Raw genomic sequence first — 24,733 nt, 5'->3', positions numbered from 1 at the left:
CTGAAGACCTACGTCCAGTCCGTGCGCGGGTCACCACAAGTTTTAAAGCGAAGTATTGAAGCGTTAGGAGCCTAAGTGTTCGCCTGGTGGGGTCGAACGGTGTACCAGTTGAGGTACATCGTCATCGGTGTCATGGTGGCGCTGTGCCTAGGTGGCGGCCTCTATGGCGCCAGTCTCGGAGAGCACGTCACTCAGAGTGGTTTCTACGACGAGGGCAGCCAGTCGGTCCAGGCGTCGCTGTTGGGCGACGAGGTTTACGGCCGTGACCGGACCAGCCATATCGTCGCCATCCTGACGCCGCCGGATGACAAGAAGGTCACCGACAAGGCGTGGCAGAAGAAGGTCACCGCGGAACTGGACCAGGTGGTCAAGGATCACCCGGACCAGATCGTCGGTTGGGTGGGTTGGCTCAAAGCCCCCGACACCACCGACGAACTCGTCAACCAGATGAAGACGCAGGACCTGAAGCACACCTTCATCAGCGTGCCGCTCAAGGGCGACGACGACGACACGATTCTGAAGAATTACCAAGTCATCGAGCCTGACCTTCGGAAGGTCAACGACGGCGACATCAAACTGGCCGGGCTGAACCCACTGGCCAGCGAGTTGACCGGCACGATCGGCACCGACCAGAAACGCGCCGAGCTGGCAATTGTGCCATTGGTCGCCGTGGTGCTGTTCTTTGTGTTCGGCGGAGCGGTCGCCGCGGCCCTGCCCGCGATCATCGGTGGCCTGACGATCGCCGGCGCTCTGGGCATCCTGAGACTCACCGCCGAGTTCGGGCCCGTGCACTTCTTCGCCCAGCCGGTGGTGACGATGATGGGCTTCGGCATCGCCATCGACTACGGCCTGTTCATCGTCAGCCGGTTCCGAGAGGAGCTGGCCGAGGGCTATGACACCGAGGCCGCGGTACGAAGATCGGTGATGACGTCGGGACGAACCGTCGCGTTCTCCTCGGTGATCATCGTGGCGTCCTCGCTGCCGCTGCTGCTGATCCCGCTCGGCTTCCTGAAATCGATCACCTACGCCATCATCGCCTCAGTACTGCTGGCGGCATTCCTGTCGATCACCGTGCTGCCCGCAGTGCTGGCCATCCTGGGGCCCAGAGTCGACGCACTGGGTGTGACGACATTGCTGAAGGTGCCGTTCCTGGCCAACTGGCCGTTCTCCCGGAAGATCATCGACTGGTTCGCCGAGAAGACCCAGAAGACGAAAACCCGCGAAGAAGTCGAACAGGGCTTCTGGGGCAAGCTCGTCAACGTCGTGATGAAGCGGCCCATCGCCTTCGCCACCCCGATCCTGGTCGTGATGACCCTCCTCGTCATCCCGCTCGGCCAGCTCGCGCTTGGCGGTATGAGCGAGAAGTACCTGCCGCCGGACAACTCGGTGCGCATGGCCCAGGAGGAGTTCGACAAACTCTTCTCCAGTTTCCGGACCGAGCCGCTGACCATGGTCATCCAAAGTGACGACGGCAAACCGGTCACCGACCAGCAGCTCGCCGAGCTACGTTCCAAGGCCGCGACGGTCTCCGGCTTCACCGACGCCGACAACCCGTCCAAGATGTGGCAGGAACGCAACGCACAGGAAAGCGGAACCAAGGATCCGTCGGTGCGCAGCATCCAGAACGGCCTGGTCAACAGCAGCGACGCACCCGCGAAGATCAACGAACTGCGGGCCCTGCCCGCACCCCACGGCACTCAGGTCTACGTGGGCGGCACGCCGGCTCTGGCGCAGGACAGTATTCAGAGCCTCTTCGACAACCTGCCGCTGCTGGCGGTGATCCTGGTCCTCACCACGACGGTGCTGATGTTCCTGGCATTCGGATCCATCGTGCTGCCGATCAAGGCCGCCCTCATGAGCGCACTGACACTGGGGTCCACGATGGGCATCCTGACCTGGATGTTCGTCGAAGGGGGTCATGGATCCGGGCTGCTCAACTACACCCCGCAACCACTGATGGCACCGATGATCGGGTTGATCATCGCAGTGATCTGGGGTCTGTCCACCGACTACGAGGTCTTTCTCGTATCCCGCATGGTGGAGGCCCGGGAACGCGGCATGTCCACCGCGGAGGCCATCCGGATCGGTACCGCGACCACCGGCCGCCTGATCACCGGTGCGGCCCTGGTGCTGGCAGTGGTGGTCGGTGCATTCGCCTTCTCCGACCTGGTGATGATGAAGTACCTGGCCTTCGGTCTGCTCATCGCTCTGCTGTTGGACGCCACGGTCATCCGTATGTTCCTGGTGCCAGCCATCATGAAGCTGCTCGGTGACGATTGCTGGTGGGCTCCGCACTGGATGAAACGCGTCCAGGAGAAGCTCGGCCTCGGTGAGACCGAACTGCCCGACGAGCGCAAGCGTCCGATGGCTCAGGAGTCCGGCGAGGACCCACGCGCCCTGGCCGGCGTCGGCGCCCTGCCGGCACCGCGGCCGCACGATCCGACCCATCCCGCGGCCGAGCCCATGCGCCCGCAGATGCCGCGGACCAATGCGCCCTCGGCCGCAGGTACCGCGCGGATCAACCCGCCCCAGGCCCCGCCCCAGGCCCAGTCCCACCAGCAGCCCAATCAAGAACCGGCCACCACCAAGTTCGCGATGGCGCGCAACGCCGTCCGCAACGCGGTGAACACGGCGGTCAACACGGTCAACACCGCGGCGGGTAACACCAGCGCCGGCACCGAGCGCACGCCGCAGCCGACCGGACGTCCTGCCGGTGGGCCGACGGCTCCCCCGCAGCGCGAAGACCGTGAGATCGAATCGTGGTTGGGTGCGCTGCGCGGCGGTCCGGCCAAGGGCGGCCCGTCCAACGGCACCCCGCCGCCTCCGCCCCCGCCCGCACCGCGTCCGTCCGCCGACGCCACCCGTGCGATGCCGCAACAGCAGCGTCCGCCCGCCGGTGGTGAGAGCGCACCGACGACGGCGTTCGGCGCACAGCGGCCGGGTCCGGGGCCGGTGCCGGGTCCGAATCCGCGCCAGCGTGATCAGGACCCGTCGACCCAGAAGTTCGACCCCCGCGACGACGAACCCCCTCGTCGCGGCGGCGGGATGAGCGCGCAGGACCTGCTGCGTCGCGAGGGCCGGCTGTAAGAACTCGCCGATCGAATGTCGGCTTGTGCTCGATGATTCGCTGGAATCTCGACGACAAGCCGACATTCGGCGCTAGTCGTCTGCTTCGTCCGGAGGAACCCCGACGACGACACCCTCTGCCTCCGCCAGTTGCGCTTCCTCGGCGTCCGGGTCCTCGGCCAGCAGGACCCGGGTCGCGCTGTTGATGAACGCCACGGTGGGCACCGCGAGCAGAGCGCCGACAATGCCGGCCAGCACACCGCCGCCCGCGATGGCCAACACCACCGCCAGCGGGTGGATCGACACCGCGCGCCCCATCACCAGTGGTTGCAGCACATGGCCTTCCAGCTGCTGCACCGCGATGATCAGCCCCAGCGTGATCAGGGCGTAGACGAATCCCTTGGCCAGCAGCGCCACCACCACCGCCAGGAATCCGGCGACGACGGCACCGACCAGCGGGATGAAGGCGCCCATGAACACCAGCGAGGCCAGCGGCAGCGCCAGTGGGATACCCATGATCGCCAAGCCGGTACCGATGCCGAGCGCGTCGACCAGGGCCACCAGGAACGTCGCTCGCATGTAGCCGCCCAACGAGTGGAAGCCGGCCCGCCCGGCGTCACGAACCCGCTCACGCACATGGGTCGGGAACACCTTGGTGACGAACGCGAAGATGTTGCGGCCGCCCTGGAGCAGGAAGATCAGCGTGAACAGCACCAAGAGCGCGCCGGTGAGAAGTTCGGTGAGGGTGCCCGCGGTGGACAACGCCCCGGTGGTGAGCTTCTCCTGGTTGCGTTGCAGCGCCTCGATCGCGGTGTTGCCGGCCTGGTCGATCTGCTCCTTGCTCAGCTGCAGCGGGCCGTTGATCAGCCAGTTGCGCAGCCCGTCGATGCTTCGGGTCACCTGTTCCACGAGTTGTGGTGCGCCCTCGATGAATTGGGAGATGACGAAGCTCAGGATGCCGCCCACCACAGCGAAGCTCGCGAGCAGAACCAGCGCAACGGCGGCGCCGCGCGGGGCACCGCGGCGGTCCATGAAGTCGACGGCGGGCAGCAGCAACGCCGCGACCATGGTGGCCAGCGCCACCGGCACCACGATCACCTCAAGGTGTTTGATGAGCCACAGCAGTGCCACGACGGCCGCGAATATGACGAGCAGCCGCCATGACCAGGCCGCAACCTTGCGGACGAACGGCGTAACGGCCTCATCAGCAACAGGATCCAGTGCCATCTCGGTAGCGTAATGCGGCGCGCCCAGCAACCGGCGATGTCGACACGACCTGCGCGGTTACCCTGTAGGGCGTGTCACAGGACGCGCCGGCCGACACGGCCCGGGCCCGGGCCGGCTCAACGCGCGGCAAGTACTGGTGGGCCCGATGGGTGGTCATCGCACTCGCGGTCACGGTTCTCGCCGTCGAAGTGACCCTGGTCTGGGACCAGCTCGCGAAGGCATGGCGCAGCCTGCTGACCGCAAATGGATGGTGGGTGCTGGCGGCGGTGGGCGCCGCGATGGCCTCGATGCACAGCTTCGCCCAGATCCAGCGGACCCTGCTGCGCTCGGCGGGTGTGCCCGTCAAGCAGTGGCGGTCGGAGGCCGCGTTCTACGCCGGTAACGCACTGTCGACCACCATGCCCGGCGGCCCGGTGCTCTCGGCGACGTTCGTATACCGCCAACAACGCATCTGGGGTGCCTCACCACTGGTGGCCTCGTGGCAGCTGGTGATGTCGGGCGTGCTGCAGGTCGTGGGCCTGGCACTGCTCGGCCTCGGCGGAGCACTCCTGCTCGGCGCCAGCAAGAACCCGCTGTCACTGATCTTCTCGCTCGGCGCGTTCCTCGCGATCATCTTGCTGGCCCAGGCCGTGGCCACCAGACCCGAGCTGATCGACGGCATCGGGGCCAAGGTGCTGTCGTGGGTTAATTCGTTGCGCGGCAAGCCTTCAGACGCCGGGCTGACGAAATGGCGCGAGATCCTGCAGCAGTTGGAGTCCGTCAACCTGGGCCGACGGGACCTCGCGGTGGCGTTCAGTTGGTCGATGTTCAACTGGATCGCCGACGTGGCCTGCCTGGCATTCGCCTGCTACGCCGCGGGCGGTCACCCGTCACTGGCCGGCGTCACCGTCGCCTACGCCGCGGCCCGGGCGGTGGGCTCGATCCCGTTGATGCCGGGCGGTCTACTGGTGGTGGAGGCCGTCCTCGTGCCCGGGCTGGTCTCCTCCGGACTGACGCTGGCCTCTGCCATCTCCGCGATGCTCATCTACCGGCTGGTCAGCTGGATCTTCATCTCCACGATCGGCTGGGTGGTGTTCTTCTTCATGTTCCGCACCGAGAAGGACATCGACCCCGACGTGAACACGGACACGGCAACCGACTCTTCAAAACCCGAATCCGAACGCTAGGAGACGTCCATGCGAGTCCGGTACCCGATCGCAGTACTCGTCCTGACTTTGGCCGGGTGCTCGTCGGCGCAGACTCCCCAGTCGGAGTCCACCACAACCACCACCCCGCCGCCGGCTGTCACGCCGGTGGTGGGATCGGTTCTGGCAGAACCGGTTCCGGTTGCGGCCACCGACGGCCGCACCCACCTGGCCTACGAGCTGATGTTGACCAACACCTCGCCGGCCAATGTCACCCTCAACTCGCTGAGCGCCACCACGGCCGACCGCAAACTACTCACCCTGTCCGGGGACAGCCTCAAGTACTGGACCAGGGCCGTGGGTAATTCCGCCGTCGGAACCAACGTGCTCGGCCCCGGCCAGAGCGCCTACGTGTGGCTGGACGTCGTCGCCGACGATCCGACGCAGGTGCCGGGAGAACTCAACCACGAACTCGGGATCACCATGGCCAAGCCGATGCCGCCACTGGTCCCGCCGACCCTGACCGAGTCGGTGGCGCCGGTGGCGGTGCAGACCCGAAAGCCGGTATCCATCGTCCCGCCGCTGACCGGCGAGAACTGGTTGGACGCCAACAGTTGCTGCGATATGACGCCGCACCGCATGGCGCTGAATCCGATCAACGGAAAAGTCTGGGCTGCAGAACGATTCGCGATCGACTATGTGCAGCTCGGCGCCGATGGGCGGCTGTTCACCGGGGACCGGGCCAAGGTCACGAGCTACCCGTATTTCGGCTCCGAGATCCACGCGGTGGCCGACGGACCGGTGGTCGCAGTGCTCGACGGACTGAACGAGCAGGTCCCCGGTGTCACGCCGAGCGGCCTCACCTTGCAGCAGTACGGCGGCAACCACATCGTGCAGGACATCGGGGACGGCAACTACGCCTTCTACGCCCACCTGCAACCGAACAGCCTCAAGGTCAAGCCCGGAGACAAACTTAGCGCCGGGCAGGTCATCGGCGCCTTGGGCAACTCCGGCAACTCCGATGCACCGCACCTGCACTTCCATGTGATGGACGGGCCGGATCCGTTGGCGTCCAATGGCTTACCATTTACCTTCAAATCGTTCCGGCTCGATTCGCGGCTGACCTCGCTGGCCGCCGCCGATGCGCTCTTCGACGGCAAGCCGGCCGCACGGCAACCGGGCTTCGCCGAGCGCGACCAAACCGACGTCAGCCCACTGGTACTGGATGTGATGACCTATGCGACGAGCTAGCGCACTAGCCCTCCTCACCGACCTCATCTGCGTCGTCGTGTTCTGCACGATCGGACGGCGCAGCCACGCCGAGGGCCTCACGGTGGCCGGCGTGGCCGAGACAGCGTGGCCGTTTCTGACCGGGACCCTGGTGGGTTGGCTGCTTTCCCGCGGCTGGCAGCGTCCGACGTCGTTGGCGCCCACCGGCATCGTGGTGTGGATCAGCACGGTGGTGGTCGGCATGGTGCTGCGCAAACTGACCTCGGCCGGCGTGGCCGTCAGCTTCATCATCGTCGCCTCCCTGACAACCGCGCTGCTGCTGTTGGGCTGGCGCGCGGTGGCCATGGCCGGGGATCGAATCCGGAATCACTGACAGCTTCCGGCGACAGCTTCCCATCTCCGGATGAGGCGGCGGCAGGCCTGGACGAGCTCCCCGCCGACCGCCGGGATGGGGGCCGGCGCCGCCATTCGCGACGCGGCGAGCCTGGTTGCACACATGTGTGAGTTCGCCGCCGGTGATCTCACCCTCGCCGTCGCCATCAGCCGGTTCGAGGCAGACATGCGGATTCGCGGCAGCGAGGTGTTGACCATGGCCATGAAGACCGTCCGCCTCATCCGGGCCACGGATACCCGGCTCGGAGCACCCGTCGCGGCGGCGGCCGCCCCCGTACTTGCCGCCGTCAACCGGCTCACGCACAGACGCTGAAGCCGCTCGCCGGAGTCAGTCGATTTGATCGGGCTCTGCCGACGAGATCGCTACCGTCAAGGTGGCCCGCAGGCCGCCGAGCGGCCCGTCGGACAACGTGATCTCACCGCCGTGCAATTGAGCCTGCTGGGCGACCAGGGCCAGGCCGAGCCCGGATCCGCCCGCCATCGCGGTGCTGCCCCGGCGGAACCGGCCCAGTACCGTCTCGTGCTCCTCGACCGGTAGTCCACGCCCGTTGTCATCGACGATGATGATGAGGTGCCCGTCGCCGCGGTGGGCGGTCAGCGTGATCCGGGTCGCCTCGCCATGGACGATCGCGTTGCGCACCAGGTTGTCCACCGCGATACGCAGCCCACCGGGCCAGCCCATCACCAGGCCGATGTCGTCGGCCACGTGCACGTCGATCTGGATATGCTCGCTCCCCCGGGCGTTCTCCCTGACCACCCGGTCGAGCAGATCGGCGATGTCGATCAATTCGCGGTCCTCGGCCTGGGCCAGTTGCCCCGACGCGAGTTGACCCAGCGCGGTGATGATGGCCTCGACCCGGCGTTGCGCCCTGGACAGGTCGGCCACCACTTCGTCGCGCTCGGATTCCGGCAGGCTGTGAATGCGCAGCGTGTCCAGGTCGGCGCGCATCGCGGTGAGCGGCGTGCGCAGCTCATGCGCGGCGTTGGCGGCGAAATCCTGAGCAGCCTGAAGGGAATTGGTGGTGGCACGCTGCGCGGCGGCCAAGCGCGTGAGCATGCCTGACATGGCCTCCGACAGGTCCTCGGCCTCCCGCACGCCGCGCACCTTCGGCATCGTGTCGGTGCCGCTGTCCAGCTTCGAGGTGTGCTCGGTGAGCTTGCGCAGCGGCCGGATGGCCGGCCCGGCGAGTAGCCATCCCAGCCCGCCTGCCACCAGCACGGTGGCCACACCGAATCCGGTGTACAGCGGAATCCTGTTGGGGCTCAGCAAGATACTGTCCGCGCGGATGCCGATGGACATCAGCACCCCGCCGTGTTGGTCCACATGGACGGTGCGCACCCGGTAGTCGACTCCGTTGACCTGGACGGTCTCGGTGCCCGGCGGCAGCGCCGGCAACTGGAAACCCCGCTGGAACACCACCTGCCCCGTCGACCGCGACCGGCCGGTGGTCAGCACCCCGCGCGTGGGATCCTGCAGATGCTCGGGGTTGATGCTGGCGTCGACGATCGAATCGAGCCTGCGGTCCAACTGCGCGGAATCGTTGTTGGCCAGCACCACCGAGGTCAGGATGGTGAACAACGCCACCACGGCGGCGGCCGCCAGCGCCGCGGCCACCGCGACCCTGGTACGCAGTGACGCCGAGCGGATCAGGCTGAAAAGCCTCACCTGACTCCGGTTCTCATGGCGTCCTCACGCGTCTTCCCGCAGCACGTACCCGATCCCGCGAACGGTATGGATGACGCGCGGCACGTCAGGCCCTTCGAGCTTGCGCCGCAGGTACGAGATGAAGACGTCGGCCACGTTGGTGTCGACGTCGAAGTCGTATCCCCAGACCAGCTCGAGGAGCCGCTGCCGGGACAGCACCACACCGGTGTTCTCCGCCAGCACGGCCAGCAGGTCGAACTCGCGCTTGGTCAGGTCGACGCGTTCCCCGCCGACGAACACCAGTCGGCGGGCGGTGTCGATGGTCAACGGCCCGACGGTCATCGTGTCCGACGGCCGCTCGGCATGGCTGGCCCGGCGCAGCAGTGCGTTGAGCCGGGCCACGAGCTCGCCGAGGTCGAACGGCTTCGTCAGGTAATCGTCCGCGCCGGCTTCCAGTCCCGCGATGCGGTCGTTGACCGTGTCGCGGGCCGAGAGCACGCAGATCGGGATCTCATTGCCCAATGCCCGCAGCGCGGTGACCACGGCGACACCGTCGAGTTCCGGCATCTGGACGTCGAGAACGAGCGCGTCGTGCGACTCGTTCGACAACAGGCGCAGTGCCTCCTTGCCGGACGCCGCGACCCGGACGTCGAACCCCGAATGCCGCAGTCCGCGGGCAACCGAAGTACGCACATCCGGGTCGTCGTCGACCATCAGCACTGTGCGATTCGCACTCTCGGGCGTCACGTGTCCTTCACCGCTGGCGGGGGTTACTTCCACCCGCACTCGGTTACGGGATGGCCGGAGCCGGAGCTTCGCCGCAGCGGTTCTTCAGGTCTACCAGCGGCTGGCGGATACCGGTCAGCTCGGCCTTCGTCTGGGGGTTCGCTTCCAGGTAGTCGTGCACCTTGGTCTTGACCTCCTCGCGCGGCAGGCCTTCGAGGCTGGTGAAGAAATTGTTCACATCGGGATGGGTGAACAGGTACGCAGAGGTTGATGCCGATACACCCGAAGCCACGCCGGCCAGATCGGCGGCGGTGCAGTTGGGGGGATTGTTCGCCGGGTCGGCAAGCGCCGACGGGATGGCGCCGAACAGCATCGCACCGGCTACGGCGCCGGCGCCGGCCACGCCAGCTACCACGCGCCGCGCATTTCGGGCCGAGAGCAACATGGTCAAGCTCCTTCATCGGATGGGGAAGGCCGTAACCCCAAACGGTTATCGGCTCAGGAAAGCTAAGCAGAATCCGGGACGACTTTCCTGCCTTGCGCGCAAACCGACGTGCCGGCTGGTGAACCCGCAGTTCAGCGGTATCACCGTCGACGACGCGACGGCGGCTGATCTAGCGGGTCGAGGCCGTCGCGGGTCCGGGAAGCGGACCGGCGCCCGACGTCACCGCCGAGGCTGGCGACGACTGCGCAGGCACCGCGACGCTGGGCACCCCGACGTTCTGCGCCGAGGGCAGCCCGGCCGGCAAACCACCGGCAGCCGTCCCGCCGCCCTGTTCGGTGGCCTGCATGAGTCCCATCAGTTGCGGCAGGCTGACCGGCAACTTGCAGCGCGTTCCCAGGTTCGCCAGCGGCTGCTGCAACCGCTGGATGTCCTTGGCGGCCTGCGGGTTGGCGTCGAAGTAGGTCTTGAGGGCGGCGATCGACTGGGGTCCGCCCTGCTGCTGACTGATCGTGGTCAGGGCCTGGTTGGTCTGCGGATGCGTGTCCAGATAGTTGCCGATGTTGGTGGCCACACCACCCGCGGTGCGGGCGACCTCACTGGCCGCGCACGGATCGGTCGCAGCGGTGGCGGACGGGACCATGAGCGCGGCCACCATTGCGCCGCCGGCCCCCGTCACCGCGAGGGCGACAGCCAGACTGCGGCGCAATCCACCGTTGGTCGGTTGCATGGGGTACTCCTTCAGCGTGGGCCCCGGCGCACACGTCAGCCGGGGTCGTCCTTGGCTATGTCGCCGGGCTGAGAGATTTCGTTAGCACTGCCGCGCCGACGACACCGGCGCAACGCTACGGATATCAGCTGTGAGATGTCTCAGCGCGATCTCAGAACCACAAGAGAGCGGGCCACATTACACCGGTGGAGGTACGCTCTCGCTGGTACGAGCCAGGACACGCCCAGCCATGTTGGGGGGGAGAAAGCGGGGACCTCGCATCCAGCAGTTCATGATGCGCTTGAGCAGCTATCTGCGCAGATTCCGCTGGGCGGTTTTCGCGACATGGTTGTTGCTTCTGGTGCCCTCGATCTACCTCGCGATCAACCAGTCGTCCAATCTGACCGGCGGCGGGTTCGACGTCGAAGGTTCACAGTCGCTCCACGTCCAGCTGCAGCTCGAGGACCATTTCCCGGACCAGGGCGCGTCCCCGCTTGCCCTGATCGCAGCTCCCCGCGCCGACGCCTCGTTCCAAGACATGAACGCCGCGGTCGTGTGGCTGGAGAAGGTCGCGGGCCAGGTCCCCAGCGTCAAGATCGTGCCGAATCCGCAACAGCCTGCCCCGCAGCCGGACCGGCCCTACGTCATCACACTGCAGCTGGACTTCAACAACACCGGCGCGGTGGATGTGGCCAAGCAGCTCCGCCAGAAGGTCGGTGTGCACGGCGAAGAGCCGGGCGAGAGCGAGAACGGCAAGGTCAAGTTCTACGTCATCGGGCAGGGCGCACTCGGTGCGGCCGCGACCCAGGCCACCAAGCACGACATCGCCGCGGCCGAGAAGTGGAACCTGCCGATCGTGTTGATCGTGCTGCTGGCGGTGTTCGGCTCGCTGGCCGCCGCGGCGCTGCCGCTGGTGCTCGGCATCTGCACCGTGGTGGTGACCATGGGCCTGGTCTATCTGCTGTCGATGTACACGCAGATGAGCGTGTTCGTCACCTCGACGGTGTCGATGTTCGGCATCGCCCTGGCCATCGACTACTCCCTGTTCATCCTGATGCGGTACCGCGAGGAGCTGCGGGCGGGCCGTGATCCGGCCGACGCGGTCGACGCGGCGATGGCCACGTCCGGCCTGGCGGTGGCCCTGTCCGGCCTCACCGTCATCGCCTCCGTCACGGGCATCTACATCATCGACACCCCGGTGCTGGTGTCGATGGCCACCGGCGCGATCCTGGCCGTGGCGGTCGCGGTGCTGACCTCCACCACCCTGACCCCGGCGGTGCTGGCGACGTTCGGCCAGGCGGCGGCCAAGCGCTCGTCGTACCTGCACTGGTCCCGCCGCGCCGAGGCGACCCAGTCGCGGTTCTGGACCCGATGGACGGGCGCAGTGATGCGCCGGCCGTGGGCTTCGGCCGTTGCCGCGACGATCCTGTTGTTGATCCTGGCGGCACCGGCGTTCGGCATGGTGCTGGGCAACAGCATGCAGCGCCAGTTCGAGCCGACCCACGAGATCCGCGGCGGGGTCAACGCCGCGGCCGACGCGTTGGGTCCCGGAGCACTCGGGCCGGTGCGGGTGCTGGTGACCTTCCCGGAAGGCAACGCCGACAGCCCCAAGGCCACCGCCGCACTCGACGCGGTACGCCAGGAGATGACCCGGGCACCCCAGGTGCAGACCGTGCAGCCACCGGTGTTCGCCGACAACAACACCAGCGCGCTGCTCTCGGCGGTGTTGTCGGTGGACCCCGAGGATCTGGCCGCGCGCGAGTCCATCGACTGGATGCGGGACAAACTGCCGCAGGCCGCGGGCCCGAACGCCCGGGTCGACGTGGGTGGTCCGACCGCGCTGATCAAGGACTTCGATGATCGGGTTTCCAGCACCCAGCCGCTGGTGTTCCTGTTCGTCGCGTTGATCGCCTTCGTGATGCTGCTGGTGTCGATCCGGTCGGTGTTCTTGGCACTCAAGGGTGTGCTGATGACGGTGCTGTCGGTGGCCGCGGCCTACGGCAGCCTGGTTGTCGTCTTCCAGTGGGGCTGGTTCGAGGGGCTGGGCTTCGAGAAGATCAGCTCGCTCGACAGCACCGTTCCGCCGCTCGTCCTGGCGATGACCTTCGGTCTGTCGATGGACTACGAGATCTTTCTGCTCACCCGGATTCGGGAACGGTTCCTGCAGACCAACAGCACCCGTGACGCGGTTGCCTACGGCGTCAGCACGAGCGCGCGCACCATCACCAGCGCCGCGCTGATCATGATCGCGGTGTTCATCGGCTTCGCTTTTGCCGGCATGCCGTTGGTGGCGCAGCTCGGTGTGGCGTGTGCGGTGGCCATCGCGGTCGACGCGACCGTGGTCCGGCTGATCCTGGTGCCTGCCCTGATGGCCATGTTCGACGAGTGGAACTGGTGGCTGCCGCACTGGCTGGATCGGCTGCTGCCCGAGGTTGATTTCGAGAAGCCGTTGCCCAAGGTCGAGGTCACCGATCTGGTGATCATTCCCGACGACATCTCCGCGTTGGGGCCGAGCGGATCTGATCTACGCATGATGGTGCGGACCGCCGCGCGAATGAAAACCCTTGCTCCGCAAACGATCATCGTCACCGACCCGTTGGCCTTCAGCGGTTGCGGCAAACCGTCCTCCCGGCTGGCGGCCCGGCGGCCCGGCGGCCCGAAGCGGTGCCCCGGGGTGCATCCGGTGACGATGTGGCGCGGCAGGCTTTCGGTGGCCGTGGACGCCCTGGAGACCGAGGCCGACGCAGATCGCGCACCGATGGAGCGACTCGGCCCGGTGGAGACCACCAATGTGCAACTGCCGACCGGTGACCGGCTGCAGATCCCGACAGGCGCGGAAACGCTGCGGCTGAAAAGTTATCTGATCATGTGCCGTAACAGCGCCAAAGACTTTGAAGAGTTTGCTGATCTCGTCGAATCGGTGGAAACCGAGACCGCTGCTCTGGTGTTGTCGGGCATGGACCGGTATTACTGTGGGCAGAACCCGAAGAGCAGATGGGTGGCCACGCAGCTGGTGCGCCGGCTGGCCGACCCGCAGCCGTCCGATGAACACGACGTCGTGTTGTCGGACCCGGATGCAGCTGCCGAATGGGAGAAGGTCAGGCAGCGCTGCCTGTCAGTTGCGGTAGCGATGCTGGAGGAGGCGAAGTGACGTTGGCCCCCGACGTCCGGGAACCGAGGGATGCGCGGATCGCGCGCCGCGAAGAGATTCTGCCGGTTCAATCGTCTGCTCGACGTCCTGCGGGACAACGTGTCCAAGGGCCCCAGACGCAACGCACCGCGGCCCAGCGGACCACTGCGCAGCGCACTGCCGCGGCAGAACGGACGCCGACCAAGCCGCGCGCGACGGCGCCTCGCACTTCGGCACAAAACAGTTCCGCGCAGCGCAGTTCCGCACAACGCCCCCAAAAAGCGCCTGCCCAGGTACAACGGACACAGGAGCAACGCGCTCCCGGGCAGGACACAAAGGCACAGCGCACACAGGGGCAGGGCACGCAGACACCACGCACACCGGTACAGCGTTCGCAGCAGCCGGCACAGCCGCGACAACCACGTCCGGCCAAGGCCGCACCGCCGCAACGTCAACCCGCATTCGACGACCGGCCGGTCGAGTACTGGCCGACCGCGGCGATCCGTGCGGCGTTGGAGACCGACGACATGGCGGTTTGGCAGCGCATCGTCGCCGCGATCAAACGTGATCCGTACGGCCGGACCGCCCGACAGGTAGAGGAAGTGCTGCAGACCGCCCGCCCCTACGGGGTGTCCAAGGCACTGTCGGAAGTGCTGGTGCGCACCCGTGAGCACCTGGAGGCCACCGAGCGCGCCGAGGTGGCCCGTCAGATCCAGGCCATGCTGCGTCGTTCCGAACTGCAGGCACCTGAGTTCGCTTCGCGCGTCGGGGTGTCCAACGAGTCCTTCGCCGACTATCTGGAAGGCACCGTCAGCCCGCCGGCCTCGCTGCTGCTGCGCATGCAACGGCTCTCGGACCGGTTCGCGAAACTCTCCGCGCAGCGTTCCGCGAAGTAGTCGCCGCCGCAGATGACGTCCCAGTCAGTCGCGACGGTGCAACGTGTTCTACGGGAGACCCGGTCGGTGGCCATCGTCGGCGCCTCGGCCAACCCGGCGCGGGCCAGTCACGAGGTCTGGACGTACCTGAAGGCGGCCACCGACTACACGCTGTACCTGGTGAACCCGACGATAACCGAAGTCGACGGCACCCCCGTCTATCCCAGCCTGGCCGCCCTTCCGGAGGTACCCGACCTCGTCGACGTGTTCCGTCGACGCGACGAGCTTCCGCACGTGCTCGCCGACGCCATCGCGGTCGGAGCCAAGACGCTGTGGCTGCAGCTGGGCCTGAGCCATGAGCAGGTGGCGCACGATGGCGCCGCCGCCGGCCTCACCGTCATCCAGGACCTCTGCCTGAAGGTCGAGTACGCCCGCTTCGCTTAGCGCTGCCAGCCACGCAGCAGCAGTAGGGCAGCGATCCGCTGGGTCGGGGTGTCCAGCCGCCCCTGCAGAATCCGGTCGACTTTTTTCATCCGCAGCCGCACGGTGTTCGGATGTACGTTCAGCGCCGCTGCGGTGGCGTTGACGTCACCCCAGTTCTCCAGCCAGGTGCGCAGCGTGATGGTCAGTTCAGTCCCGTCCGTGCGGTCGAAGTCGCGCACCCGCTGCAGTTCGCTGTGTGCCACGGACTGCACGGCGGTGGTGGCACGGCTCAGAACAATGGTGTCCCAAACCTGCTCGTGCGTCGCAGATCTGAGGTCGAGGTGCAGCGCGGCGGCAAGAGTCTCGTCCGCTTCCACGCGGGCGGCCGGCAGCCCCGCGTGGCCCGGACTCAATCTGCTCGCGCCCACCGCCCCGGGCGATGCGGATCCGACGATCTCGCACAGCCAGGGCCAGCCGCCCGGCCCCGCGCGTTGCCCGACCACCGCGTAGACGGCATCGCCGATGTCGACGAGCACCGGATCCTCCCACGACTTCTTTCGCAGGAAGGTACGCCACAGAGCCAGGTCCTCTCGGGCATCTGCCGTCGAGAGTCTTTGCAACGCAACGACTCTGACAGGTTCAGACAGCAGCGGCACATCTTGACCGGCATCGCCGGCCGCTCCGGTCAGCGCCGCGCGTAGTTGACCCACCGAATACCTGCCGGTCAACTCGAGTTCGGCGCAGAACCGTACGAGGTGCAAAGCGACCGCGGTACTCGCCGCCGAGAGTCTCGCCTCGAGATCCGAGTCGAGGCGTCCATCGAAAATCGCCCAGATGGAACCGACGAGTTGTCCGCCGACGCGCAACGGGATGACGAGTCGCTGCGCAAAACCGGGCTCTTCGGCGGGCACCAGAAACGGACGGCTCTCCCGGGCCAGTCGTTTCAATGCCCCGCTGGCCCGCAGTCGCTTCAGGACATCGGTGGGCACGGCTCGGCCCATGATGGTGGAGGTGCGGGCGATGTCGGCGGTCTGCGTCGTTGCCGAGTAGGCGATCACGCGGCTTCGGGCATCTTCGATGGTGACCGAGGAATTCAAGATCGTCGCGACCACTTCGGCCAAGGCGAACAGCCCCTGCTGCGCCGACGCCGCCCCGGCCACCGCCGACTGCCCCTCAAGCAGCAGACCCCGCGCGAACCAGATGAAGTGCGACCACTCCATTTGCGGGTTCAGGCCCGCCAATGTGACACCTCGCGCGGCGCTGTGGGCGCAGACGTCGGGCGGAACCGGCTGCGGCAGCACCACGGCAGCAGCCCCGGTTGCCACCGCCACGTCGATGATCTCCATCTGCACCCGCTCGTCGGTGGCCCCGATGGCGGCGATGAGCGAACCAGCGCCAGGCGGCTGGCGATCGCCCCACAGATGCACGGCGGATACCGCCCGTGGAGCTCCCTCCACCAGCGTGGTTACCACCCCTGCGCCCAGCGCTTCGCAAAGGTCTACACCTTGGAGCATGAGCGGATTGTAGATACCGCACAGTCGAGCGAGGGCATGGTGTCAGTTCCGAACAGGGGTGGATCCTGTTGCAGGCCACAGTATTGAATCCGTGAACTCACGCAACAGTGTCCCGCGGAAGCAAGTGGCCGTGATCGGCGCCGGCATGGTGGGGTTGTGCACCGCCTGGTACCTCCAGGAGTACGACATCGAAGTCACGGTCTTCGACCGAGATGACGTCGCCGCAGGCTCGAGCTGGGGCAATGCCGGATGGCTGACACCGAGCATCGCCACTCCCCTGCCGGAACCGGCGGTACTGAAGTACGGCCTCGGCGCCCTGCTGAGCCACTCGTCGCCGGTGTATGTCCCGCCGACCGCCAACCCGAAGCTGTTGCGTTTCCTTGCACAGTTCGCCCGCAACAGCACCGCGAAGCGGTGGCAGAAGGCGATGCAGGCCCTGATCCCGCTCAACAACGAGGCGCTCGCCGCCTTCGCTGAGATGGAGCTGGATCTCGCTGAAAAATCCGCTCCTGCAGCACCTTTCATCGCCGCATACCGCACCTCCGCTGATCGGGAGGTGCTGCTCGACGAGATCAAGCACATCCGGGCGGCAGGCCAGTCCGTCAACTTCGAGCTGCTCGACGGAGCCGAGGCTCGCGCACAGGAACCCGCGCTCTCGTCGGAGATCAATGCCGCGATCAAGATTCTCGATGAGCGGTTCCTCAACCCCGCCGCCTTCGTTCACTCTGTCGCCGACGCCGTGGTGGCCCGCGGCGGAAAGATCGTGCGGGATACGGACGTAGACCGCATCGACGGCGGCGCCGGCCCGGTCCGCATCGCCGGCCGCTCCTTCGACGCCGCGGTGCTCGCGACCGGGGCCAGGCTCAACCGCCTCGCCCGGCCTTTCGGTGTCAAACGGCTGGTCCAGGCCGGACGCGGATACAGCTTCACCGTCAAGGTCGACCATTTGCCGATCGGACCGGTGTACTTCCCCGCCCAGCGCGTGGCATGCACACCCGTCGGCGATCGCCTTCGCATCGCCGGAATGATGGAATTCCGCGACGTAGAAGCCCCACTGGATCCCCGGCGAATCCGAGTACTGCGCGACGCGGCGTCGGGTTTGCTTGCCGGTGCCCACCTCGACCAGCGTGAGGATGAGTGGGTGGGAGCCCGCCCGTGTACCGCTGACGGACTGCCGCTGATCGGACAATCGAACGATCCGCGAGTGTTCATCGCCGGCGGCCACGGCATGTGGGGCATCACGCTGGGCCCCGTCACCGGAAAGCTCCTTGCTCGACAGATCGCCACCGGCCAGACCTCGGCAGCGTTGCGCGCTGTCGACCCCCTTCGATGAACGGACGTGGATTCCAATGACTGAACTGAAAACGATCGCCTCACCCGTGGCCCCGAAAGCAGTAGGCCCGTACGTTCAGGCCGTCGCGCACGCGGGCGTCCTCTACTGTTCCGGCTCACTGCCGCTGAACCCGGCCACCGGAACGATCGAGGCCGCCGACATCGCCGCCGAAGTGCGCCAGAGCCTGGCCAATCTCGCGGCGGTGTGCGCCGAAGCCGGCACCAACCTCGGCCGTACCCTGCGGACCACGATCTACACCACCCAGCTGAGTTCGTTCGCCGACATCAATGCCGCATACGCAGAGTTCTTCGATGCGCGGTTCCCGGCTCGGACCACCATCGAAGTGGCGGCGCTGCCTCTGGGCGCCACGGTCGAGATCGACGCGATCGTCGCACTGAGCTGACCCCCGGGAGCCGGCCTTGTGCCGGCTCCTAACGGGAGTTCCTACCGGGAGTGCAGCGGGGTCACATTGTCGACGAGCCAGCGCCCGTCGGTCTTGCTCAGGGCGACCCGCAGTGCCATCACCGCGTTGTCGGTCGGTTTGCCCGGCGCGCTCTGAGTTCCGCGCAGGACCACGGCCACACTGGCCACCTGCGGACCCAGCGCCTCCACGCCTGCCGAGATCGTGGCCGCGGTGGCCGAGACGTTCTTGCTCGTCAATTCCTTTGCCACATTGGCGAATTCGTTCTTGAACTGCTCGGCCTGCTGCGGCGACATCATCCCGGTGGCGCGGTCGATCGAGGCGGTCGGGCTCTGCGGGCTGAACGTGGCGGTGGCCTCCGAGACGCTGCTGGCGATACGCACCACCTCGTCGCGGTCGTTGTTGAAGGTGCGGTCGGGCACGGTCCAGCGCAGGTAGCCCACCGTCACCGCGGCCACCAGGGCGGCGGCGGCCACGCCTGCGACCGCGAGCCGCAACCCGGGCGCATCGTCGTCGGTGCCCAGCGTCACGCCGTCGCGGCGGGCCAGCACGATGTTGACGATGACGCCCTGCACGATCAGCAGGCACAGCACCGAGCACAGCGATACCCACCACAGCGGCCAGGACAGCGCGAGGCCGATGTACAGCAGCGCCGCGATCGCGCCCAGCGGGGCCGCGATGTCGAAAGCCAGGACGCGCAACCGGTTTCTCATCGGATCGGCTCCAACCGCGAGACCATCAGGGTGCCGTCGACGTCGGAGACGTCCAGCCGCAACGTCCAGCGCACGGTCTGGGGCTTGTCACTGCCCGCGTTCTCGCTGACCGAGGTGGCCACGACCAGCACCGTGTCGGTGCGGGAAACCATCCCGGCCAGGTCCGTCTTGGGTGCGGACACCGGGCGGCCGTCCGGGCCTGGCGGTGGGTGGTACAGCGATTCGATGGCCACCGAGTCGATCTGGCCGGTGGTGCGGGCCTGCAGCCGCTGCACCAGGTCGCGGTAAGGCTGCACGGCCGCATCGAAGTCGGAATTGAGCTGGCCCACGGTGCCCTCGCGCAGCTTCTGCATACCGGCCTCGACCGAGTCCTTGTTGATGTTGATCAGGACATTCGTCCAGTCGACGGCGGTCCGCAGCACCCGCGTCTGGTACGCGCGCTCGGCGGCCTCGTCGCGGTGCCCGGTCCACACCATGACGGCCAGGACCACCGCGACGACCGCGATCAGGCCCGCGACCGCCGAGGCGAAGCCGAAGCCGGTGAAAACGCCATTGGGGTGGTCGGCTGTGCTGTCCTTGCTCGGCGCCTCGGGCATGGCCGTGAGGGTACCGGCAGCGAAACCCACCCAGCGCACCCGCGGCCTTCTGGAAGAATGTCGGGGTGACGGTAGAAGCGATCAAATCGGGTATCGACCTGAGCCATGTCGACCCGCAGGCCCGCCCGCAAGACGACCTCTTCGGCCACGTCAATGGCCGTTGGTTGACCGACTACGAGATTCCCGCCGACCGCGCCACCGACGGCGCCTTCCGGCTGCTGCACGATCGTGCCGAGGAGCAGATCCGCGATCTGATCACCCAGGCGGCCGATACCGGCGCCGCCGCGGGCACCGAGGAGCAGCGCATCGGCGATCTGTACGCCAGCTTCATGGACGAGCAGACCATCGCCACGCGTGGCCTGGCGCCGCTGCTGGCGGAGCTCGCCCTGATCGACGGTGCGGCCGACAGCGATGCGCTGGCCGCCGTGCTGGGCGGGCTGGAGCGCACCGGGGTGTCCGGCGGCGCCGGTGTGTACGTGGACACCGATTCCAAGGATTCGACGCGCTACCTGCTGCACATGAGCCAGTCCGGAATCGGGCTGCCCGACGAGTCCTACTACCGCGATGAGCAGCACGCCGAGATCCTGGCGGCCTACCCGGGACACATCGCCCGGATGTTCGCGCTCGTCTACGGAGACACTGCCGGTGATCCCGTCGACACCGCGGCCCGGATCGTCGCACTGGAATCCAAGCTGGCCGCCGCGCACTGGGATGTGGTGAAGCGGCGCGACGCCGATCTGACGTACAACCTGCGCAAGTTCGCCGACCTGTCCGGCGATGCCCCCGGGTTCGACTGGACCGGCTGGTTGGGCGCGCTCGGCACCACCCCCGAGAAGGTCTCCGAGCTGGTGCTGCGTCAGCCCGACTTCGTGACGGCGTTCGCGGCGCTGTGGGCGAGCGAGGATCTGGAGGACTGGAAGGCCTGGACCCGCTGGCGCGTCATCCATTCGCGTGCCGGGCTGTTGACCGAGGAGCTGGTGGCCGAGAACTTCGACTTCTACGGCCGCACCCTGAGCGGCACCGAGCAGAACCGCGACCGCTGGAAGCGCGGCGTCTCCCTGGTCGAGGGCCTGATGGGTGATGCCCTGGGCAAGCTCTACGTCCAGCGGTACTTCCCGCCGGAGGCCAAGTCCCGGATGGACGAGCTGGTGGCCAACCTGCGCGAGGCCTACCGGGTCAGCATCAACGAGCTGGACTGGATGACGCCGGAGACCCGGGCCAAGGCGCTGGTGAAGCTCGACAAGTTCACCCCCAAGATCGGCTATCCGGCCCGCTGGCGGGACTACTCGGCGCTGGTGGTCGAGCGTGACGACCTGTACGGCAACTACCGCCGCGGCCATGTGGTGAACTCCGACCGCGAGCTGGCCAAGTTGGGCGGCCCGGTGGACCGCGACGAGTGGTTCATGACGCCGCAGACGGTTAATGCCTACTACAACCCGGGGATGAACGAAATCGTCTTTCCCGCAGCCATTCTGCAGCCGCCGTTCTTCGACGCCGCGGCCGACGACGCGGCCAACTACGGCGGTATCGGCGCGGTGATCGGGCACGAGATCGGCCACGGCTTCGACGACCAGGGCGCCAAGTACGACGGTGACGGCAACCTGGTGGACTGGTGGACCGATGCCGACCGCGCTGAATTCGGGGTCCGCACAAAGGCTTTGATCGATCAGTACGAAGAGTTCAGTCCGCGCTCACTGGATCCGTCCCACCACGTGAACGGCGCGTTCACCGTCGGGGAGAACATCGGCGATCTCGGCGGACTGTCCATCGCCCTACTGGCTTACGAGCTGTCGCTGAAGGGGCAGGAGGCTCCGGTGATCGACGGGCTGACCGGCGTGCAGCGCGTCTATTTCGGCTGGGCGCAGGTGTGGCGGACCAAATCCCGTGACGCTGAGGCGATCCGACGTCTGGCGGTGGACCCGCACTCGCCGCCGGAGTTCCGCTGCAACGGTGTCATCCGCAACATCGACTCGTTTTACGAGGCGTTCGAGGTGGCTGATTCCGACGAGCTGTATCTGGAGCCGGCCCAGCGGGTCCGAATCTGGAACTAGGGCCGGTAGGCGTGTTCGTCTGGAAGATTGGGAGCGGCTTTGGTTGACGATGTTCGTCACGACGAGGGTCCGGACGTCGACTGGTTCTGGGACGTCATAGCGGAGGCCTCGCAGAGCCGCGATCACCTTCGTGAAATTCTTGGACGACTACCGAAGGGCGCCGTCTACAAGTTCCAAGATCTATTCTTGGACTTCGCTGCCGAGCTCCAAGACGAGCCATATCGGTCCAATCTCGGGCCCGACGAGTCTGAAGATGGCCTGGAAGACGCAGCACACTGGGTAGTCAGCCAAGGGCGGGTGAGATATGAAGCGGTCCTCGCAGAGCCAAGCCGGATGCCGTCACACGTCGACGTCGGTGATCCAGCCAACCTTGGTGGGCTCGCATACGAGGTCTACTTTCAGCGGTTCGGGGAGCCGCTGGACCTGATCTAGCCGCGCATACAACAAAACCCCTGCCAACGCGGCAGGGGTTTTGTTGTATCGACGTTCGGCTAGAACATCTGCCAGTCGGACGCGCCGTCAGGCGTGTTGTACCAGCCGCCACCGGTGTTCTTGATCACCACCGGGTCGCCGCTGCCGAAGTTGTCGTAGAACCACTGGGCGTTCTCCGGGCTCAGGTTGATGCAACCGTGGCTGGTATTGCTCTTGCCCTGCTGGGCCACCGACCACGGGGCGCTGTGCACGAAGACGCCGCTGTTGTCGATGCGGACGGCGTCCTGCACCTTGAGCTTGTAGCCCTCCTTGGAGTCCACCGGCACACCGTAGGTGGACGAATCCATGATGATGTCGGGGAACTTCTCCAGCACGTAGTAGGTGCCGTTCTTGGTCTCATGCTTGCCGTCGGGCTTGCCCATCGACACCGGGAAGGTCTTCTCCAGCTTCCCGTTGCGCAGGATCTCCATCTGATGGGCCTTGTCGTCGACCGTCGCCACCAGGTAGTCGCCGACCCGGAAGCTCGACTTGGTGCCGGCCGCGTCGATGTTCACCACGGTGTTGGACGGCCAGAAGTCCTGCGGGCGCCAGCGCAGCTGCGTGTCGGTGACCCAGTAGAAGCGGCCCGCCACCGGCGGGTTCGAGGTGATCCGGATGGCATCCTGAGCCATCTGCCGGTTGGCGATCGGCCGCTGGAAGTTGATGTAGATGGGCTTGGCGACACCCACCATCGACCCGTTGACCGGGTTGAACGACGGCGGCAGGAACGGTGCCTCACCGGTGAACGGCTCGGAGCTCTGCCCGGGCGCGGTGCCCTCGAACGGGATGGTCGGGGAACCGTAGTTGATGATCGGCGCGGGCCCCGCCGGAGCGCCCGGGGCAGCGGCGGCCGGAGCCGCAGCGTCGACCGGCGGCGCGAACGGATCGGCCGCGGGTGCCGGGACCGCAGGATCGACGGGTGCCGGCGGCACCTCGGGGTCTGCGTAGGCGGATGGGCTGAGCACCATTCCACCGACCACTCCGGCGGCCATGAATGCGGTGATCAGTGCACGTTTTGCCGATTTCGGCATGAGTAACCTCCAGACAGCACAACTCGATCCAGTGTCTCACAACGCAATGACCAGCTACTGCTGCGAGAAGCCGTGATTCCCCCACAGCGGCCGATTCCACAGCGCTGAACTGCGGTGTTTATCGACTGTGAGCGTGATCGCGTTACATCTCGGTGGTAGCGCAGGAAACGGTGAATACGCCACGGGACAGCGCGACGCCGCACATCGCGACGATGATCAGCACCGCGGCGGCTCCGACGGTCGGCGCCGCACCGCCGTGGTCGTAGATGCCACCGCCGATGAGCGCACCGCCCATGATGCCGACCTGGAAGGCCGCGACGTACCGGCCCGACGCGCCGTCGGGGTCGTCCGGAGCAGTGCGCATCGCCGAGGCCTGCAGCATCGGCGGCAAAGCCGTGGATGCCGCGCCCCAGACGACCACCGCCACCGCGCCGAGCGCCACGGCAGCCCGTCCGGACCACGAGTCGAGGGCCAGCACCGACAAGGTCAGCAGCGCAGCGGCCAGCGCGGCCAGACAGCCCAGCACCGAGGCTTTGGGCCACAGGTCCAGGGGCCTGGCCATGGCAGCCATCCCGGCCAGACCGGCGATCCCGAACCCCGCCAGCAGCCAGGCCAGATGCGGGCCGTGTATCCCGACCACGTCCCGGATGATCACCACGATGAAGGTGTAGGCGATGAAGTGCCCGGTGACGCCGATGAGTGTGAGCACCGACAAGGCGAGCAGCCGGCGGTTGTGCCGGTGGCCGTGCGGTGACCCGGCGGCCGGCGTGGCGCCGGGGGCAGGCGGTAGCGGCGGCAGCATCGTCCACGCGGCCAGGGCCACCGCGGCCGCGGCCCCGGCGATGACCGCCACCGCCGGCCGCCACCCCCACACCGCGCTCAGCGCCGCGGCGAGCGGGTTGCCCACCACCAGGGCCAGGCCGGTGCCCACATAGACCGCCGCGGTGGCCCTGCCGGCGTGGCTGGCCGGGACCAGCCGGGCCCCGATCGGTGCGATCACCGACCACATCAGCCCGTGGGCCAGCGCGCACAGCACCCGGCCGCCGGCCAGCACCGCGAAGTTCGGCGCGAGCGCCGAGATCACCTGTGAGACCGTCAGGCACACGAGGGTCGCGACCAGGGTCCGGCGTCGCGGCCACCGTGCCGTCAGCCGCACCAGGGCGACGGTGGTGAGCGCGGCAACCAGGGCGTAGCTCGCCATGAGCGTGGCGACCAGCCCCTCGCTGACCTGAAGATCTGTGGCGATCGCCGGCAGGGCACCGATCGGGAGCATCTCGGCGGTGACGTAGATGAACGCCGCCGCCGCGAGTACGGCGAGTTGCGTGGCAACACGCGGTGTCCACGGGCTGGTGTGGGCGGGGAGCGATTCGCCGGTGACGCTGAAGGTCATGCTGGAATGCCACGGTAGTGCCATAACGTCGCCGTGCGCGGTTGCCGACCCGAGCGGATGCGCAATGGTCGCTGCACCGTGCACCAGCCGTCGCCCACCAGCCCCGGCCGCCGCGTTCGTAACGCCATGGCGGAATTTCGGCGGCAGATTCATACGGTCAATGCAATTTCCGTGACTAGGGAGGTTGCAGGTGCCGCCGGCTTATCCACGTGTGATGCGGCGA

Annotated in this window: 21 protein-coding genes and 1 pseudogene; 12 read left to right on the top strand and 10 right to left on the bottom strand. The window is 67.1% G+C overall.

What is annotated here, in order from left to right:
- The first annotated feature begins 75 nt into the window (after nucleotides 1–75).
- Nucleotides 76–3,087 carry an MMPL family transporter gene (locus ACWEFV_RS32150; RefSeq protein WP_450073100.1) on the top strand — a complete coding sequence of 1,004 codons (3,012 nt, stop codon included), beginning with the start codon at nucleotides 76–78 and terminating at the stop codon, nucleotides 3,085–3,087.
- Nucleotides 3,088–3,159: 72 nt separating this feature from the next.
- On the opposite strand, the gene ACWEFV_RS32145 is transcribed toward ACWEFV_RS32150, so the two are convergent.
- A complete protein-coding gene (locus ACWEFV_RS32145) occupies nucleotides 3,160–4,293 on the bottom strand; it encodes an AI-2E family transporter (RefSeq protein WP_135451518.1) in 1,134 nt (377 codons plus the stop codon).
- 71 nt (nucleotides 4,294–4,364) lie between these two features.
- Here ACWEFV_RS32145 and ACWEFV_RS32140 point away from each other — a divergent pair, with 71 nt between their 5' ends.
- The 4 genes from ACWEFV_RS32140 to ACWEFV_RS32125 are packed head-to-tail and all read left to right on the top strand — an operon-like array spanning nucleotide 4,365 to nucleotide 7,353.
- Nucleotides 4,365–5,459: a lysylphosphatidylglycerol synthase transmembrane domain-containing protein gene (locus ACWEFV_RS32140; protein ID WP_450073099.1), complete on the top strand. Its 1,095-nt coding sequence runs from the start codon at nucleotides 4,365–4,367 to the stop codon at nucleotides 5,457–5,459.
- A 9-nt stretch (nucleotides 5,460–5,468) separates the two neighbouring features.
- Nucleotides 5,469–6,668, top strand: a complete 1,200-nt coding sequence (locus tag ACWEFV_RS32135) for a peptidoglycan DD-metalloendopeptidase family protein (protein ID WP_450073098.1) — start codon at nucleotides 5,469–5,471, stop codon at nucleotides 6,666–6,668.
- Nucleotides 6,655–7,020, top strand: coding sequence for a DUF3054 domain-containing protein (locus tag ACWEFV_RS32130; RefSeq protein ID WP_450073097.1), 366 nt, complete (start codon nucleotides 6,655–6,657; stop codon nucleotides 7,018–7,020). The genes ACWEFV_RS32135 and ACWEFV_RS32130 overlap by 14 nt, the downstream gene beginning before the upstream one ends.
- Nucleotides 7,021–7,050: 30 nt before the next feature.
- Nucleotides 7,051–7,353 (top strand): hypothetical protein, encoded by a 303-nt coding sequence (locus tag ACWEFV_RS32125; RefSeq protein ID WP_450073096.1) that lies wholly within the window; start codon nucleotides 7,051–7,053, stop codon nucleotides 7,351–7,353.
- A 15-nt stretch (nucleotides 7,354–7,368) separates the two neighbouring features.
- Here the strand turns inward: ACWEFV_RS32125 and ACWEFV_RS32120 are convergent, their stop codons facing one another.
- The 4 genes from ACWEFV_RS32120 to ACWEFV_RS32105 all read right to left on the bottom strand — a co-directional run bounded on the left by ACWEFV_RS32120 (nucleotide 7,369) and on the right by ACWEFV_RS32105 (nucleotide 10,583).
- A complete protein-coding gene (locus ACWEFV_RS32120; protein WP_135451512.1) occupies nucleotides 7,369–8,706 on the bottom strand; it encodes a HAMP domain-containing sensor histidine kinase in 1,338 nt (445 codons plus the stop codon).
- A gap of 24 nt (nucleotides 8,707–8,730) precedes the next feature.
- A complete protein-coding gene (locus ACWEFV_RS32115; protein ID WP_167858061.1) occupies nucleotides 8,731–9,399 on the bottom strand; it encodes a response regulator transcription factor in 669 nt (222 codons plus the stop codon).
- Between the two features lie 76 nt (nucleotides 9,400–9,475).
- Nucleotides 9,476–9,856 (bottom strand): heme-binding protein, encoded by a 381-nt coding sequence (locus ACWEFV_RS32110; protein WP_167857664.1) that lies wholly within the window; start codon nucleotides 9,854–9,856, stop codon nucleotides 9,476–9,478.
- Between the two features lie 169 nt (nucleotides 9,857–10,025).
- A complete protein-coding gene (locus ACWEFV_RS32105) occupies nucleotides 10,026–10,583 on the bottom strand; it encodes a hemophore (RefSeq protein WP_450073095.1) in 558 nt (185 codons plus the stop codon).
- Between the two features lie 271 nt (nucleotides 10,584–10,854).
- On the opposite strand from ACWEFV_RS32105, the gene ACWEFV_RS32100 reads away from it, so the two are divergent.
- The 3 genes and pseudogenes from ACWEFV_RS32100 to ACWEFV_RS32090 all read left to right on the top strand — a co-directional run bounded on the left by ACWEFV_RS32100 (nucleotide 10,855) and on the right by ACWEFV_RS32090 (nucleotide 15,011).
- Complete coding sequence (locus tag ACWEFV_RS32100) at nucleotides 10,855–13,713, top strand: MMPL family transporter (protein WP_135451509.1); 2,859 nt, start codon at nucleotides 10,855–10,857, stop codon at nucleotides 13,711–13,713.
- A gap of 392 nt (nucleotides 13,714–14,105) precedes the next feature.
- Nucleotides 14,106–14,588, top strand: a pseudogene (locus tag ACWEFV_RS32095) (XRE family transcriptional regulator); the annotation flags it as partial.
- 12 nt (nucleotides 14,589–14,600) lie between these two features.
- Nucleotides 14,601–15,011: a CoA-binding protein gene (locus ACWEFV_RS32090; protein ID WP_135451508.1), complete on the top strand. Its 411-nt coding sequence runs from the start codon at nucleotides 14,601–14,603 to the stop codon at nucleotides 15,009–15,011.
- Here the strand turns inward: ACWEFV_RS32090 and ACWEFV_RS32085 are convergent.
- Nucleotides 15,008–16,504, bottom strand: coding sequence for a PucR family transcriptional regulator (locus ACWEFV_RS32085; protein ID WP_450073094.1), 1,497 nt, complete (start codon nucleotides 16,502–16,504; stop codon nucleotides 15,008–15,010). The genes ACWEFV_RS32090 and ACWEFV_RS32085 overlap by 4 nt on opposite strands.
- A gap of 82 nt (nucleotides 16,505–16,586) precedes the next feature.
- Here ACWEFV_RS32085 and ACWEFV_RS32080 point away from each other — a divergent pair, with 82 nt between their 5' ends.
- Nucleotides 16,587–17,837: an NAD(P)/FAD-dependent oxidoreductase gene (locus ACWEFV_RS32080; protein ID WP_135459714.1), complete on the top strand. Its 1,251-nt coding sequence runs from the start codon at nucleotides 16,587–16,589 to the stop codon at nucleotides 17,835–17,837.
- Nucleotides 17,838–17,853: 16 nt separating this feature from the next.
- Nucleotides 17,854–18,240: a Rid family detoxifying hydrolase gene (locus ACWEFV_RS32075; protein ID WP_135451506.1), complete on the top strand. Its 387-nt coding sequence runs from the start codon at nucleotides 17,854–17,856 to the stop codon at nucleotides 18,238–18,240.
- A 41-nt stretch (nucleotides 18,241–18,281) separates the two neighbouring features.
- On the opposite strand, the gene ACWEFV_RS32070 is transcribed toward ACWEFV_RS32075, so the two are convergent.
- Entirely contained in the window at nucleotides 18,282–18,971 is a 690-nt protein-coding gene (locus tag ACWEFV_RS32070; protein ID WP_135451505.1) for a hypothetical protein, read from the bottom strand.
- Complete coding sequence (locus tag ACWEFV_RS32065) at nucleotides 18,968–19,567, bottom strand: hypothetical protein (protein WP_135451504.1); 600 nt, start codon at nucleotides 19,565–19,567, stop codon at nucleotides 18,968–18,970. The genes ACWEFV_RS32070 and ACWEFV_RS32065 overlap by 4 nt, the downstream gene beginning before the upstream one ends.
- Nucleotides 19,568–19,632: 65 nt before the next feature.
- Here ACWEFV_RS32065 and ACWEFV_RS32060 point away from each other — a divergent pair, with 65 nt between their 5' ends.
- Together ACWEFV_RS32060 and ACWEFV_RS32055 are read left to right on the top strand one after the other, a co-directional pair.
- Nucleotides 19,633–21,618 carry a M13 family metallopeptidase gene (locus tag ACWEFV_RS32060; protein WP_450073093.1) on the top strand — a complete coding sequence of 662 codons (1,986 nt, stop codon included), beginning with the start codon at nucleotides 19,633–19,635 and terminating at the stop codon, nucleotides 21,616–21,618.
- A 39-nt stretch (nucleotides 21,619–21,657) separates the two neighbouring features.
- On the top strand, nucleotides 21,658–22,050 hold the full coding sequence (locus tag ACWEFV_RS32055) for a DUF4240 domain-containing protein (protein WP_167857663.1): 393 nt from the start codon (nucleotides 21,658–21,660) through the stop codon (nucleotides 22,048–22,050).
- A 59-nt stretch (nucleotides 22,051–22,109) separates the two neighbouring features.
- Here the strand turns inward: ACWEFV_RS32055 and ACWEFV_RS32050 are convergent, their stop codons facing one another.
- Both ACWEFV_RS32050 and ACWEFV_RS32045 read right to left on the bottom strand, forming a co-directional pair.
- Nucleotides 22,110–23,120 carry a L,D-transpeptidase gene (locus tag ACWEFV_RS32050; RefSeq protein ID WP_135451501.1) on the bottom strand — a complete coding sequence of 337 codons (1,011 nt, stop codon included), beginning with the start codon at nucleotides 23,118–23,120 and terminating at the stop codon, nucleotides 22,110–22,112.
- 142 nt (nucleotides 23,121–23,262) lie between these two features.
- A complete protein-coding gene (locus ACWEFV_RS32045) occupies nucleotides 23,263–24,510 on the bottom strand; it encodes an MFS transporter (protein WP_450073092.1) in 1,248 nt (415 codons plus the stop codon).
- Nucleotides 24,511–24,733 lie beyond the last annotated feature (223 nt).

The sequence above is a fragment of the Mycobacterium sp. NPDC004974 genome (assembly GCF_053600815.1).
The sequence above is the reverse complement of the archived record's forward strand: the minus strand, read 5'-3'. Positions and strand labels throughout refer to the sequence as shown.